This window comes from Streptococcus orisratti DSM 15617 (assembly GCF_000380105.1).
In the GTDB taxonomy this organism is placed as follows: Bacteria; Bacillota; Bacilli; order Lactobacillales; family Streptococcaceae; genus Streptococcus; species Streptococcus orisratti.
The window spans coordinates 1-15,247 of sequence record NZ_KB904457.1; the positions used below are offsets into that span (position 1 = coordinate 1).

The window sequence follows — 15,247 nt, forward strand, 5'->3', positions numbered from 1 at the left end:
CGCCCAAGCAGACGAGCAATCTCAGAGGGGTTCTTGCCCATCTTGAGATAGGCGCTGATTTCTCCGCGTTCAGAGGCTGAAAGGTGTGAGTATAACGATTTTTTGGTAGAATGATTAGTGGACATGTTCATCTGCTTTCTATACTGAGTTGGGGAATTCTAGTATATCAGACGAGCATGTCTTTTTTGTTGCACTTCATTTTACAACGCGGGAAACATTTCAAACAGTTATAAGTTATGAGATGTTTACAATTCGCTATAGCTTATGATATAATATATTATGTATAAGTTTAAACGAATAGGGAGAACTGTATTATGGAAATTTCTGAAGTTATAAAAAATATTCGTTACCAGCTGAGTTTATCTCAAGAAGGATTAGCAAGAGAATTGCATATGGGATTCACTTCGGTTAATAGATGGGAAAACAATAAATCAAAACCCAATCAGATTGCAAGACACGCTTTGGCAGAACTTTGCAGGAAAAATAATTTAGATCAGGAATTGATAGATTTATTAGAGAAAACAACTAAGTGAAAGGTGTCGCAATATGAGGAACGAAAAACAAATTGAACTGAGTTTTATTGAAAAACTTAAAGAGTTAAAGTATATATATCGAGAAGATATTAAAGATAAAGCCTCTCTAGAGGAAAATTTTAGAAAGCATTTTCAAGAACTTAATAGGGTTAGATTAAGTGATTCTGAATTTGCAAGATTGAAAGAAAGCATCATTACACCGGATGTGTTTTCAGCGGCAAAAATCTTGAGAGAAACGAACACATTTAAAAGGGATGATGATACACCCCTACAGTACACCCTTGTAAATACGAATGATTGGTGCAAAAACGAGTATGAGGTAATTAATCAGCTTCGTATTAATACAGAAAATAGTCACCATAGATACGATGTTATTATTCTTATCAATGGCATTCCTGTTGTACAGGTTGAATTAAAGTCGCTCCAAATTACTCCTAAAAGAGCAATGGAGCAGATTGTTGATTATAAAAATGATCCCGGAAATGGATATACAAATTCTTTGCTCTGTTTCATGCAACTTTTTATTGTCAGCAATGAAAGTAATACCTACTATTTTGCCAACAACAACAAAGAGCATTTTGCTTTTGATGCTGATGAACGCTTTTTGCCTGTATATCAATTTGCCGATAAGGACAATAAAAAAATTACCCATTTGCACGATTTTTCTGAGGCTGTGTTGCGTAAATGTGCTTTGGGTGAGCTGATTAGCAAATATATGGTCTTAGTAGCAAGTGAACAGAAAATGATGATTATGAGACCATATCAAATTTATGCAGTTAAAGCTATTATGGATTGCATTGAGCAAAACAGAGGAAATGGCTATATTTGGCATACAACGGGAAGCGGTAAAACCCTCACCTCTTTTAAGGCATCTACCTTGTTAAAAGATAATCGCAACATAGCAAAATGTCTTTTTGTAGTGGACAGAAAGGATCTTGACCGACAGACTAGAGAGGAATTCAATAAGTTCCAAGAGGGATGTGTGGAAGAAAACACCAATACGGAAACTTTGGTAAAAAGACTTGTTTCGGAGGACTATCGAGATAAAGTCATTGTAACGACCATTCAAAAGTTGGGTTTGGCGCTTGACGACGATAATAAGCGGAGTAAAGAGAAAAAGAAAAAAGGTGAACTCACATACAAAGAAAGATTGGCGCCTTTAAAAGATAGCAGAATTGCAATTATCTTTGATGAATGCCATCGTTCACAGTTTGGAGAAAACCATAAAGCAATCAAAAACTTTTTCCCAAAGGCTCAGCTCTTCGGGTTTACTGGAACACCTATTTTTGAGGAAAATGCAACTTATAAGCAAATTGATGGAACAATCGGTTCTTATACAACCACGAAGGATGTTTTTGAAAAAGAGCTGCATGCTTATACGATTACTCATGCCATTGATGACAGAAATGTATTGCGATTCCATATTGACTACTTCAAGCCGGAAAATGACAGAGATGCTTCAAGAATCAATGAGGAACAACAAAAAAGGGCTGTGGTACAAACTATTCTGTCAAAACATGACGCTATAACAAATAACAGAAGATACAACGCTATTTTAGCTACATCATCAATCAATGATGCTATTGAATATTACAACTTGTTCAAAGAAGCACAACAAAATTGTATTGATGCCGACGACAGTGAATTTACGCCATTGAATATCGCCTGCGTATTCTCGCCGCCGGCAGAAGGTAATAAGGATGTTCAGCAAATTCAAGAGGATCTTCCACAGGAAAAAGAAGATAACAAAAAAGAACCTGATAAAAAGAAACAAGCGTTGACCAGTATTATCAAAGACTATAATGAACAGTATGGAACCAGCCATGACATCAACAATTTTGATGTATATTATCAGGATGTACAGCAAAGAATTAAAGACCAGAAATATACTAACGCAGATTATCCTCATAAAAACAAAATTGATATTACCATTGTTGTGGATATGTTGCTGACCGGTTTTGATTCTAAGTATCTGAATACTTTGTATGTAGATAAGAACTTAAAATATCATGGCTTAATTCAGGCATTTTCCAGAACAAATCGAGTTTTAAATGATACAAAACCTTATGGTAATATTCTTGATTTCAGAAGCCAGTCTGATGAAGTAGATAAAGCTATTGCTCTGTTTTCCGGTGAAAATAACAGTAACCGAGCAAAAGAAATATGGCTTGTTGCCCCAGCACCAAAGGTTGTTGAGAAACTGGATAAGGCAGTAAGTGAATTAGAAAAGTTTATGGAATCACAAGGATTGGAGTGCAAACCGGAAGAGGTAAACAACTTGAAAGGTGATGCCGAAAGATGTGAATTTATCAATAAATTCAAGGAAGTACAGCGTTTGAAAACGCAGTTGGAGCAGTACACGGAAATTGAAGAAAAAGACGCAGAAAAAATCGAGGAGCTGTTGCCGGAGGATACCCTGCGTGCGTTCCGTGGTGCTTATATTGATGTGGCACAAAGACTGAAATCTGAGCAAGGAAAAGAGAACGAGGATAAAAATCCTGAAGTTGAACAGATCGATTTTGAGTTTGTTCTGTTTTCGTCTGCAATTATCGACTATGACTATATTATGACATTGATTGCGAAATACACCCAGACCGAACCGAAAAAGCAAAAAATGAGTAAAGAACAACTCATCGGTATGCTTTCGGCTACTTCCAATTTGCTTGATGAAAGAGAAGATATTATCGAATATATCGATTCGCTTCAAGTTGGCGTGGCTTTGGATGAAAAGGAAATCAAAGCAGGGTATCAGAAATTCAGAGAACAGAAAAACAATCAGGAAATCAATATCATTGGGAAAAAACATGGTATTGAAATCCAAAGTTTGCAAGAGTTTATTCAGGAAATCATTGACCGAATGATTTTTGACGGAGAAAAACTCGGCGATCTTTTGGCGCCGCTTGACCTAAGCTGGCGAGAAAGAACGCAAAAAGAACTGGATTTGATGGATGACCTGATCCCGCTGTTAAAAAAACTGGCAGATGGTCGTGAAATTGTGGGGTTAAATGCGTATGAATAAGAAGAAAGAAATAGTTCCTAAGTTACGGTTTCCAGAATTCATTGGGGACAAATTGAAAATTACGAAGTTGGGAAAAATATCTTCCGTCGTAAAAGAAAAAGCAGGAGAAAATAAATACACTCTTATGAGTGTAACATCTGGCGTGGGTTTAATACCACAAACAGAAAAATTTGGGAGAGAAATAGCAGGAGATTCCTATAAAAATTATATTGTTATCAGGAAATATGATTTTGCATATAACAAAAGCGCGACAAAGCAGTTTCAAGAAGGTTATATTTCTATGTTGGGAGAATATGATATAGCCGCTGTTCCCAATAGTATTTTTACTTGCTTTAGAATTACTGGTAATGAATCATATCCTCCGTTTTTTGATTACCTCTGGCACAATAACTATCACGGACATTGGCTGAGAAAATATATTGAGGTGGGTGCAAGAGCACACGGGGCGTTAAGTGTTGATACAAAATATTTATGGAGTATGCCTCTTGCATTACCTGATTTTAAAGAACAACAAAAGATTGCTGATTGCCTATCATCACTTGATGAGCTGATTGATACGGAAAGAAGAAAACTGAAAGCATTAGAAAAATACAAAAAAGGCTTGATGCAAAAGCTGTTCCCTGCGGAAGGGAAAGCCCTGCCCGAATGGAGATTTCCTGAGTTTCAAGGATGCGGAGAATGGAAATTGCAAAAGCTAAAACTAATATGTGGTTTTCAAGAAGGATATGCCTTTTCGTCAAGTGATTTCGTTACAAATGATACAGATTCTAACTATATTCAAGTTGTTAGGATTACTGATATAAATAACAAGAATTCAAATACTGACAAAGTGTTTGTCAATATGGATTTGATTAAGCGTAACGATTTATATAAATATTTAATTTCAAAAAATGATTTAATATTGAGCTTGACGGGTGCAGCAGGGTTTAATTTCTTTATATGGAATACAAATATTGCTGTATTAAATCAGCGTACTTTGAAATTGATTCCTAAAGACGAAAAGAACCATGCAATTAAATTTTTGATAGAACCACTAATACACAAAGAAATAAACATGCATGGTACGGGACAGAACAATAATCTTTCTAAAGAAGTTTTGAAAAATGTTGAAATTGTTCTTCCTACATCTTTCAAAGAACAACAAAAAATTGCAGATTGCTTGTCTGAGATAGATAAGATAATTACCGAGCAATCAAATAAAGTGGAACAGTTAAAAGCACATAAAAAAGGATTAATGCAGGGATTGTTTCCTTCTCTTGAGGAGGCAGATGTATGAGTGGTACAAAACAATTTGCAACCTTAAAAAGATTTGCACACAATATTCGTGATACGCTTGGTACTGCGGATGCAACAAATACGAAAAATTACTACCTTTTGTTTGCGTATAATGGAACTGGAAAAACAAGGCTTTCCGGTGAATTTAAGAATTTAGGAAAAAGAAGAATTCGAGGCAGTGAGGAAACAACAAGAGATACACTGTATTATAATGCCTTTACCGAGGATCTATTCTATTGGGACAATGATTTAGAAGGGGATACGGATAGACGCCTGTTTTTTAATACAAATTCTCGTTTTTTTGATGGCTTGAGAGACCTTGAAATGGACACTCGTATACGGGGATTTTTGCAGATTCATGCAGATTTTGACTTTACAATTCATTATGATGATGGATATGTCAGCTTTTCACGAACAGTACAAACCAGAACCGGAGAGGAAACTGTTACCGGAATAAAAATTTCTCGTGGCGAAGAAAACCTATTTGTTTGGTGTTTCTTTCTTGCTATTGTTCAACTTGTAAAAGACGAAGCGTTATCTTATGATTGGGTGAAATATATCTATATTGATGATCCGATTTCGTCCCTTGATGACAATAATGTTGTAGCGTTAGCATGTCAACTGTCAGAATTGTTAAAAGATTGTAAGATTAAAACTGTTATTTCCACTCATCACACGCTGTTTTTTAATGTGATGTACAATGAGTTGAGAAAAGAAAGCACAGCCAGTCGTTTTTTGAGTTTTGATAAAGAGACAAACGAATACATAGTAAAAAACACCGGAGACACTCCGTTCTTTCATCATGTTGCACTATTGAAAGAATTAAAAAAAGTGGCTGACAGCGGGAAAATCTATACTTATCATTTTAATATTTTAAGAAATATCCTTGAAAAAACGGCTACATTTCATGGATTTGATGATTTTTCAGCCTGTATAAAACGGGAAGATGATGATTTAGATGATGTGATTTTTGCTCGAATGACGAATCTACTAAGTCATGGTAATCACTCGATATTTAATCCTCTCGAAATGGTTGAGGATAATAAGGAAATATTCAAAAATATACTGAATAGATTTCTGGAAAATTACAAATTTAACGACAAGCTGTTTATAGAAAGATAGAGGTAGTAAATTATGAATGATACACAACAAAAACAGTTAGGCTCAACATTATGGGCGATTGCTGATAAACTGCGTGGCGCAATGAACGCCGATGATTTTAGAGATTATATGCTGTCTTTTCTCTTTTTGCGCTACTTGTCCGATAATTATGAAGAGGCAGTAAAAAAAGAATTGGGAAGTGATTATCAGAAAAGTGAGCTTGAAATTCAAAAAAATGCAGAGGATCTTGATACCTATATTGGCGAGCTGAAATCCGTTATTACCCAATACAGTAGATCGCTTTCTCCTGAAAAATTAGGGTTACATGAAGACGAAAAAGACCATCAAAAAATTGAAAAAGCAAGACAATATTTTGTGGATGATAATAATAAGATGCTCTATAGCCACAATGTAATCCCGCTTGCAGTCTGGTATATTCGCAATTTGGATCAAGTTGATATGCTTGAAAAACAAATGCGCCGTAAAATTCATTATGTGATAAAACCGGCATATTTGTGGAGTAATATCTATGAATTGGCACGAACACAAAATAGTCAATTGCTGAAAACTTTGCAGAGTGGCTTTAAATATATTGAGAATGAGTCGTTTGAAAGCAGATTTCGTGGATTGTTTTCAGAAGTTAATCTGGATTCCGATAAGCTCGGGAAAAATTATGGTGAACGCAATAGCTTACTATGTTCGATTATTACAGAAATCGCAAAAGGACTTGCTGAATTTCCAAATGAAACAGATATTCTTGGTGACGCCTACGAATATTTGATAGGCCAGTTTGCTGCTGGTTCTGGTAAAAAAGCGGGTGAATTCTATACCCCGCAGCAGGTTTCAACTATCCTTTCCCGAATTGTATCTCTTGATAGTCAAGATCCAAGCACCGGAAAAAAGAGCAAACTAAAAAATGTGCTTGACTTTGCCTGTGGTTCGGGATCTCTGTTAATTAATGTACGAAAGCAATTTTGTGCAAATGGTATCGGTCAGATCTATGGGCAGGAGAAAAATATTACTACCTACAACCTTGCTCGTATGAATATGTTACTTCATGGTGTAAAGGATTCTGAATTTCAGATTCATCACGGAGATTCCTTATTAAATGATTGGAACATCTTAAATGAGATGAATCCTGCGAAAAAAATGCAGTTTGAAGCAGTGGTAGCCAATCCGCCTTTCAGTTATAGATGGCAACCCAAAGAAGAAATGGCAGAAGATTTCCGATTCAAAAATTATGGACTTGCTCCAAAGTCAGCAGCAGATTTTGCTTTTTTATTGCATGGGTTCCATTTTTTAAGCGATGATGGAACAATGGCGATTATTCTACCGCATGGAGTATTGTTCCGTGGTGGCGCTGAGGAAAAAATCAGAACAAAACTTATCAAAGATGGAAATATTGATGCTCTCATTGGTTTGCCGGCAAATCTGTTTTTCTCTACGGGTATTCCAGTGTGTATTCTGGTTCTTAAAAAATGCAAGAAATATGATGATGTGCTGATTATCAATGCAAGTGAGTATTTTGAAAAAGGGAAGCGTCAAAATACGCTTTTACCGGAGCATATTGATAAGATCATTGAAACATACCAATACCGAAAAGAAGATGATAAAAAATATTCCCGCCGAGTTTCTATGGAGGAAATTGAGAAAAATGGATATAATCTAAATATTTCTCGTTATGTCAGCACTGCGCCCGAAGAAGAAATTGTTGATATTGAAGAAGTACGGCAGGAGCTTGAAAAAATTGAGAATGACATTAATGTGGCAAAGGCTCGGCATAATGAGTTTTTGAAGGAATTGGGATTGAATTTATTACCATAAGAAGAAAGAATCAGTTGTGATGTTTTGCAACTGATTCTTTCTTCTTTATACATAGATTATTTCAGCATTAACTATTTCGGTAGCTCTTTCTCGAATATTATTGAGTTGTGAACACCAAAGCATTGGATTTTTTGCCTTAAGTTCTTCTGTTATATTTTCGCTTTCTGCTAGTTGCTTTACGATTTGAAGAAACATATTTTTAGCCTGATTTTCAATATCGACAAGATAGCCGTTTAGTTTCCCACTTGTCAACAGGTTCATATAAATAATTTTATGGTGTTGCTTTAAATATCTTGCGTGCCGATGCCCCCATGTTCCGATTGGTTGAGCCTGTTGTTTGGATAAGATGAGATTTGGTAGCATATAATCTCCGACTTGCGTATAAGTACCGCCCATCTGTTCAAATAATGATTTTTCCATTTTGTTTTCCTCCTGTGTTTTAGTGTACTTTTATTTTACAGAAAGATGGGTAATAATACCAATGTGCTGATAAAAAAATACAGCGTACCTGCTATATCACAGATACGCTGTATTTTCATATATTTATTTCGGGATATGTATTTACCAATTGCCGATACATTTTTCTTGACGGCTGTCGTGAACCACCCTCCCACTTAGAATAGATGCTCAAACTAATACCTGCTTTTTCAGCAAAAGTTGCTTGATTTAATCTGTGTGCTTTTCTGATTTCACGAAGTCTATCACTGTATGGATAATCCATAAATTGAGCAAATTCATCGAAGAGCATATTTCTATCAATTTCAAGGATTTCAGCCATAGCAACGGCTGTTTGATATGGTATCGGGAATCGTTCACGCTCATACATTAACACTGTTGCGGGTACAATTCCTACACTCTCAGCTAACTGTCGTGTGGTTAAACACTTTCGCTGTCGGTAGTATTTTAGCATTGCCGCAGGAATTTGTTCTGTAGGAACACCTTCGAAGCAAAAGTGTAAATGCATTAACATTTTTCCGTGCTTGTATTCATATAAGTTTGTGTGATTGAGAATAGTGTCGTATTTACCCCTAAGTATAGACGAAAAGTAATCTATAATCACTATCGAAGTAGTCTAGGTGAAATAATAGAAGGACATTTAATGCCAGACCACGTTCACATGTTAGTTAGTATCCCACCACGAATTAGTGTTTCAAGTTTCATGGGCTACTTAAAAGGTAAGAGTGCCCTGATGATGTTTGACAAACACGCCAATCTCAAATACAAGTTTGGGAATCGCCATTTTTGGGCAGAGGGCTATTATGTGAGCACAGTTGGACTGAACGAAGCCACTATCAAAAAATATATCCAAGAACAAGAAAAACATGACCTCGCCCTAGATAAATTGAGCGTAAAAGAATACGAAGATCCCTTTAGGGATGATGGCAAGTAATACCAACGCCTCTTTAAGAGGCAAGTGACGAGTCAAAAGCAGTGAGGCTTGAACAAAGTGAAAGCCAGCGTCTTTAGGCGCTGGCTGGTGATGTGGGCTTATAGCCCCTGTTCAAACCACCCGTTAGACGGGTGGTCATGATTCTTATGATGATTTATAAGGAAAAATAGAAGCATAGATCTAGTATTCACAAAACAAATACTATAATAAATAATCAGTATTGTTCCATTTAAGAAATTAGGAATATAATAGATTCATACATAAGAAAGAGGTAAAAATGATGACACAAACAATGACACTCAACGACGGAAACAAAATCCCTGCCATTGGTTTTGGAGTATTTCAAATCCCTGCAGATAGCTCAACCTACAAAGCCGTGAAATAAGCCTTGGAAATCGGCTACCGTCATATTGATACCGCGCAAGCCTATTTCAATGAAAAGGAAGTCGAACAAGCGATCAAGGATTCAGGTATTCCACGGGAAGAAATCTTTGTCACTAGCAAACTCTGGATTCAAGACTTTGCTTATGAAACAGCCAAAGCTGCTGGAAAAATCAAATCAATCGGTGTATCAAACTTCACACCAAACTTCTGGAAACAATTTGTTCCAAACTTTGCGACAATGCCTGCTGTCAACCAAGTTGAGTTCAATCCGTACTTCCAACAAAAAGAAATACGTGACTTGCTTTCAAAAGATCAAGTGATCATTGAAGCTTGGGCACCACTCGGACAAGGCAACAAAGACCTCTTTGAAGAGCCTGTTATTACAGAACTAGCAAGCAAGTATGGTAAAGATGTGGGGCAAATTATCCTCCGTTTTGAAAACCAAGAAGGAATCGTTGTCTTACCAAAATCAACTAAAAAGAGCCGTGCCGTATGACCTCTAACAAAGACATTTTTGATTTTGAATTGACTGCTGAAGAATTAGCGGCCCTTCGTGCTCTAGATAAGGGTAAAGGTGCACATGATCCAGATGCCCCAGGTGTGGGAGAGTATCTTTTGACTGCTTACGATATTCATGCTAATGACTAGTTGAAAGACCAAGGTGTAAGAAATGAAAAGTGGGAGTAGCTGATAAAAATGCAGATATGCTCACCTAGCTTTTTATGCTATCTTGCTATTCTTTGAAAAATCTATAATGTAATAGACTCGGAGGTTGGACCTCTGAGTTTTTAATCTTGCCAAGCCTAGTATGTAAATTGTGAATACTTGTATGATAAAGAAGTATTTCAAAAGGTTAGCATTTTTCAGTACAATAAGACTATAAAAATAATAAAAAATTACATCCCAAATAGAACGAAGTTGTTCCCATGATTGTGGTCAACCTCACTTGCAACAATTCTAGCTCTCAGGACAGCAGTGACTTTGGTTTGGCCGTACAATTAACCAGCCGTTACTATCAAGAGCTAATCCATGACTTAATTCCTGCTGTTGAGAAGAAATACAGCACCTACGCCACCTCAACCAGTCCAGAAGAGTTGATTGACTCTCGTCGCTATCGAGCCTTCAGTGGTTTTTCAATGGGGTCCGTCAACACTTGGCGAACTTTTGAGAATGCCTTGGACTACTTTTACTATTTCAATCCTATGAGTGGAAATGTCGGAACACCGGCCAGAGTATTTGCAAAAATAGCGGAGCAGAAACAGCAGGATTTCCTGATTTATGCTGTCAGCGGAACTGATGACTTTGCCTATCGAGCTTTTAAACAACAGGTCCTCTCCCTTTCTAGTCAAGCTCCAAGAATATTCAAACAGGAAGAAAATATCATTTTCCGTGAAAGAAAGGGAGGCCGTCACGATTATCAGGCAGTGTGTGATTATACCTATAATGCTTTTCGGAATTTTTTTAAAGAAGAATCGGAAAGCACCTAATTAATGCCATAAGCAAATACCGTACAAAAGAAATGATAATAATTCAAGTTAATTCTAACCTTTGACAAGTAGAACTTTATATCATTATCTCCTATGCATTTCTTGCTCCAAATGTAATTTTAGTCTTTTCATTTATCATAAAAAATAGTATAATTGGTTTATTATAAATTTTTGGAAAATTTTGAGAATAGCTCTGCTATTTTCTTAGAATGAGGTATTAAAATGGGCTACACAGTCGCTATCGTTGGTGCTACCGGTGCCGTTGGAACTCAAATGATTAAAATGTTGGAAGAATCTACGCTACCAATTGATCGCGTTCGATTGCTTGCGTCTGAGCGTTCAGCAGGTAAAACGCTTCCGTTTAACGGTCAAGAAATCGTTATTGAAGAAACGACAGAAAGTGCTTTTGAAGGAGTTGATATCGCTCTCTTCTCGGCTGGAGGATCAACTTCTGCCAAATATGCTCCCTATGCAGTAAAGGCTGGTGCTGTAGTAGTTGATAACACATCTTATTTCCGCCAAAATCCAGATGTTCCGCTTATCGTTCCAGAGGTTAATGCACATGCAATGGATGCCCATAACGGAATTATTGCCTGTCCAAATTGTTCAACAATCCAAATGATGATTGCACTTGAACCTATCCGCCAGAAATGGGGGCTTGACCGTATTATTGTGTCAACATACCAGGCAGTTTCTGGTGCTGGTGCTAATGCTATCAATGAAACTTTGGGACAATTGCACGAAGCAGTGGTTGATGGTGTTGAACCCAAAAAACTACACGCTGAAATTTTACCATGTGGTGGTGACAAAAAGCATTATCCAATTGCTTTCAATGCTCTTGCTCAAATCGATGTTTTCACTGAAAATGATTACACCTATGAAGAAATGAAAATGACTAATGAAACTAAGAAAATCATGGAAGATGATAGCATCAAAGTTTCAGCAACTTGTGTTCGCGTTCCTGTTATTTCTGGTCACTCTGAATCAGTTTACATTGAAACCAAGGAAATTGCAGCAATTCCAGAAGTAAAACAAGCTATCGCTAACTTCCCTGGTGCTATTTTAGAGGATGATCCAAGTCAACAAATCTATCCACAAGCTATCAATGCAGTAGGACGTCGTGAAACTTTTGTTGGTCGCATCCGCAAGGACTTGGATGCTGAAAAAGGCATTCACATGTGGGTTGTTGCTGATAACCTTCTAAAAGGTGCTGCTTGGAACTCTGTTCAGATTGCTGAAAGTTTGCATGAACGTGGCCTTGTTCGTCCTACGACTGAACTTAAGTTTGAATTGAAGTAATTTGACCTGTGTTGTGTTGAAAATTTAGTTCTTCAGAACTAAATATTAGTTACTTGTTAATTAGCCGAGGAGGGAGACAGCATGTCTATTGAACAATTAAAAAATGTAAAACTCATTACAGCCATGGTAACACCTTTTAAGGAAGATGGGTCAATTAACTTTGACGCGCTCCCAAAATTGGTAGAACACCTTTTGGCACACCATACTGAAGCGTTACTATTGGCAGGGACAACAGCAGAAAGTCCGACACTCACCCATGATGAAGAATTACAATTATTTGAAGCTGTTCAAAAAATTGTCAATGGGCGTGTCCCATTAATTGCGGGTGTGGGAACAAATGATACTCGAGATTCTATCGAATTTGCCAAAGAAGTAGCGGCTTTTGGCGGTTTTGCTGCTGGTCTTGCCATTGTACCTTACTACAATAAGCCTTCCCAAGAGGGGATGTATCAGCATTTTAAAGCTATTGCAGACGCCTCTGACCTACCTATCATCATCTATAATATTCCTGGGCGTGTCGTTGTCGAAATGACTCCAGAAACCATGCTTCGTTTGGCTGAACACCCAAATATCATTGGTGTCAAAGAATGTACAAGCCTTGCTAACATGGCTTACCTTATTGAACATAAGCCAGATAATTTCTTGATTTATACGGGTGAGGATGGTGATGCTTTCCATGCCATGAACTTGGGAGCAGATGGTGTTATTTCGGTTGCTTCACATACTAATGGTGATGAAATGTATAATATGCTGGTAGCTATTGAGAACAATGATATGAAAGCTGCAGCAGCTATTCAACGACAATTTATTCCGAAAGTTAATGCACTCTTCTCATATCCAAGCCCCGCGCCAGTCAAGGCTGTGCTGAATTACCTCGGGTTTGAAGTTGGTCCACTACGTTTACCACTTGTGGCAGCACCAGATGAAGATGCTAAACGTATTATCAAAGTTGTTGTAGACGGAGACTATGAGGCTACTAAAGCAACCGTAACAGGTGTTGTCCGTCCAGATTATTAAAATAATCATACTTACTTCTCAAAGTTCGAGTCATATAACAGCGTGATACTAATGTCGGAAATAGAGTTCACCCCATTTCCATTCTTAAAAGGTTTGCTGAACTTTTTGAGCTATGAGAAGAGGAGGAGAACTCTCTTTTTGGCTTCTCCTTTTAGAAAGCGAAGGTTAATGATGTCACTCTCAGATTTTTGGGATAAAGTAACCCCTCCAAAAACTTTAACACTTAACTTAAAGTTATCAGAAGTTAAACAACTAAAACTTATCCAGAATCGACATGGAGTAATAAAACTCAGTGATAGCAAAGATAAGGAATACCAATTAAAGAAGATTACTATGCTTCTCTCCGAGAAGGATAAACACAAAATTTCTGAAGGAGCAGTAGCTAGTGCTTTTGCAGCTGCATTGATGGATAAGGATGTACTGACTGGTGCTTTGATTGGAGACTGGTGGGAAAAACAAAGAGATAATCAGAGTCGCCAAGTTATAATTGAGTTAACCGAAGTGGAAACAAAGGAGGTTAGAAAAATTAGTTTACGTTTGAAACGTCAGCAATATCAACAAATACGCCGTTTTTTCAATCTTATTTAGATATTTTTTTGAATTATAGAGAGTCTCCTCTGATGAAAAATAACATAAGAAATTGTAAGGAGAAGTTAGATGTCGCAAAAGCCCAGAGTTGCCTTTATTTGTGTCCATAATTCTTGTCGAAGTCAAATAGCTGAGGCACTGGCCAAAAAATACTACTCTCATATCTTTGAAGCCTACTCTGCTGGAACAGAAACAAAAACACAAATCAATCAGGATGCTGTACGTATCATGAAAGAACAATATGATATCGATATGGAAAAAGAACAATTTCCCAAACTCATCGCTGTGCTACCACCGATTGATATCGTCATTACCATGGGTTGTAATGTGGAATGTCCTTATTTGCCTTGCCGTTACAGAGATGACTGGGGACTTGATGATCCTAGCGGGAAATCAGACGAATTATTTTTGTTAACAATTCAACTTATTGAGAAGAAACTACAATCCTTAGCAGAGATTTGTCTGGCAAAAGGTAAAATACTTGACAAAATGTGAAAACATTTGCATAATGAAAGTGGGTTATGAAAACTCATAAAATGAGGAATTCTAAACTACCAAATTCATATTTCCTACAACTTTTTGAGTTATTTAATTGATTATCATATCATTTTACACATGAGAGGAGTGTCTATGCAAATTATTAAACGCAATGGTCAAGTTGCTGATTTTGACCCTGATAAAATTTACCAAGCCATCATCAAAGCTGCTCAAACAGTTTATGTATTAGATGATACATTACGTGAGAATTTAGCTAATGTCACCAAAAAAGTGGTTCTTGATTTACAAGAAGCTCAGGTTGAACGACCAACTATCAGTATGATTCAGTCTTGTGTTGAAAATCGTCTCATGGATGCCGGCTACATTAACATTGCCGAACACTACATTTCCTACAGATTACAACGTGATCTTGAGAGAAATGGTTATGGTGATAGCATCATTGTTCATTTACGTTTTGAACAACTCAAGTAATGCACCAATTGACTCAATTGAAATTCTCCAAAAACTTATCAAATTCTTTAAAAATGAATAAGTAAGAAACGAATGAAGCTAGTTTGTCAAAAGAACAAATCTAGTGTTCATTCGCTTTTTTGATATTCAAGAATTCATGGATTAGGGTTCTTTCAGTAGAGGGACATTATTAAAAATGATCTGCCTTAGAGCATCTCTGCTTTTTCAAAAAGTCTCCGTCTCCCAGAAAAGCTTAAACTCAGTAACCTTCAATGAGTTTGCTTAAGTTATGCCTATTGAATACGTGTAGCGATATCATTAAAAATACTTTGTGAAAAAAATATTTTATAGTACAGAAAAGGCTTGTTATAGTCCAGAAAGA

At 36.8% G+C, this 15,247-nt stretch carries 15 protein-coding genes and 1 pseudogene; 13 read left to right on the forward strand and 3 right to left on the reverse strand.

Going from position 1 to position 15,247, the window contains the following annotated elements:
* Positions 1–125: helix-turn-helix domain-containing protein (locus A3I7_RS13990; RefSeq protein ID WP_018375373.1), on the reverse strand; the 125-nt coding region annotated here is incomplete at its 3' end.
* A 189-nt stretch (positions 126–314) separates the two neighbouring features.
* On the opposite strand from A3I7_RS13990, the gene A3I7_RS0103385 reads away from it, so the two are divergent.
* From A3I7_RS0103385 to A3I7_RS0103405, 5 genes are read left to right on the forward strand one after another with little or no spacing between them, the layout of a single operon-like run.
* Positions 315–533, forward strand: coding sequence for a helix-turn-helix domain-containing protein (locus A3I7_RS0103385; protein WP_018375374.1), 219 nt, complete (start codon positions 315–317; stop codon positions 531–533).
* 13 nt (positions 534–546) lie between these two features.
* Positions 547–3,552, forward strand: a complete 3,006-nt coding sequence (locus A3I7_RS0103390; protein ID WP_018375375.1) for a type I restriction endonuclease subunit R — start codon at positions 547–549, stop codon at positions 3,550–3,552.
* A complete protein-coding gene (locus A3I7_RS0103395; protein WP_018375376.1) occupies positions 3,545–4,828 on the forward strand; it encodes a restriction endonuclease subunit S in 1,284 nt (427 codons plus the stop codon). The genes A3I7_RS0103390 and A3I7_RS0103395 overlap by 8 nt, the downstream gene beginning before the upstream one ends.
* Positions 4,825–5,949: an AAA family ATPase gene (locus A3I7_RS0103400; protein ID WP_018375377.1), complete on the forward strand. Its 1,125-nt coding sequence runs from the start codon at positions 4,825–4,827 to the stop codon at positions 5,947–5,949. The genes A3I7_RS0103395 and A3I7_RS0103400 overlap by 4 nt, the downstream gene beginning before the upstream one ends.
* A gap of 12 nt (positions 5,950–5,961) precedes the next feature.
* Positions 5,962–7,752, forward strand: a complete 1,791-nt coding sequence (locus A3I7_RS0103405; protein WP_018375378.1) for a type I restriction-modification system subunit M — start codon at positions 5,962–5,964, stop codon at positions 7,750–7,752.
* 45 nt (positions 7,753–7,797) lie between these two features.
* On the opposite strand, the gene A3I7_RS0103410 is transcribed toward A3I7_RS0103405, so the two are convergent.
* The gene (locus A3I7_RS0103410; protein WP_018375379.1) at positions 7,798–8,172 is read right to left on the reverse strand and encodes a TnpV protein; all 375 of its coding nucleotides are present in this window, start codon (positions 8,170–8,172) and stop codon (positions 7,798–7,800) included.
* A 115-nt stretch (positions 8,173–8,287) separates the two neighbouring features.
* A complete protein-coding gene (locus A3I7_RS0103415) occupies positions 8,288–8,662 on the reverse strand; it encodes a helix-turn-helix domain-containing protein (RefSeq protein ID WP_033418503.1) in 375 nt (124 codons plus the stop codon).
* A gap of 90 nt (positions 8,663–8,752) precedes the next feature.
* On the opposite strand from A3I7_RS0103415, the gene tnpA reads away from it, so the two are divergent.
* The 8 genes and pseudogenes from tnpA to A3I7_RS0103455 all read left to right on the forward strand — a co-directional run bounded on the left by tnpA (position 8,753) and on the right by A3I7_RS0103455 (position 14,886).
* Complete coding sequence (gene tnpA / locus A3I7_RS0103420) at positions 8,753–9,142, forward strand: IS200/IS605 family transposase (protein WP_018375381.1); 390 nt, start codon at positions 8,753–8,755, stop codon at positions 9,140–9,142.
* A 280-nt stretch (positions 9,143–9,422) separates the two neighbouring features.
* Positions 9,423–10,174, forward strand: a pseudogene (locus tag A3I7_RS13090) (aldo/keto reductase).
* Between the two features lie 278 nt (positions 10,175–10,452).
* Positions 10,453–11,013 (forward strand): alpha/beta hydrolase, encoded by a 561-nt coding sequence (locus tag A3I7_RS0103430; protein ID WP_018375385.1) that lies wholly within the window; start codon positions 10,453–10,455, stop codon positions 11,011–11,013.
* 222 nt (positions 11,014–11,235) lie between these two features.
* Positions 11,236–12,312, forward strand: a complete 1,077-nt coding sequence (locus A3I7_RS0103435) for an aspartate-semialdehyde dehydrogenase (protein WP_018375386.1) — start codon at positions 11,236–11,238, stop codon at positions 12,310–12,312.
* An 81-nt stretch (positions 12,313–12,393) separates the two neighbouring features.
* Positions 12,394–13,329, forward strand: coding sequence for a 4-hydroxy-tetrahydrodipicolinate synthase (gene dapA, locus A3I7_RS0103440; protein WP_018375387.1), 936 nt, complete (start codon positions 12,394–12,396; stop codon positions 13,327–13,329).
* Between the two features lie 51 nt (positions 13,330–13,380).
* Positions 13,381–13,917 (forward strand): hypothetical protein, encoded by a 537-nt coding sequence (locus A3I7_RS0103445; protein WP_245538835.1) that lies wholly within the window; start codon positions 13,381–13,383, stop codon positions 13,915–13,917.
* 69 nt (positions 13,918–13,986) lie between these two features.
* A complete protein-coding gene (locus tag A3I7_RS0103450; protein ID WP_018375389.1) occupies positions 13,987–14,412 on the forward strand; it encodes an arsenate reductase ArsC in 426 nt (141 codons plus the stop codon).
* Between the two features lie 135 nt (positions 14,413–14,547).
* Positions 14,548–14,886 carry an ATP cone domain-containing protein gene (locus tag A3I7_RS0103455; protein WP_018375390.1) on the forward strand — a complete coding sequence of 113 codons (339 nt, stop codon included), beginning with the start codon at positions 14,548–14,550 and terminating at the stop codon, positions 14,884–14,886.
* Positions 14,887–15,247: the final 361 nt, after the last annotated feature.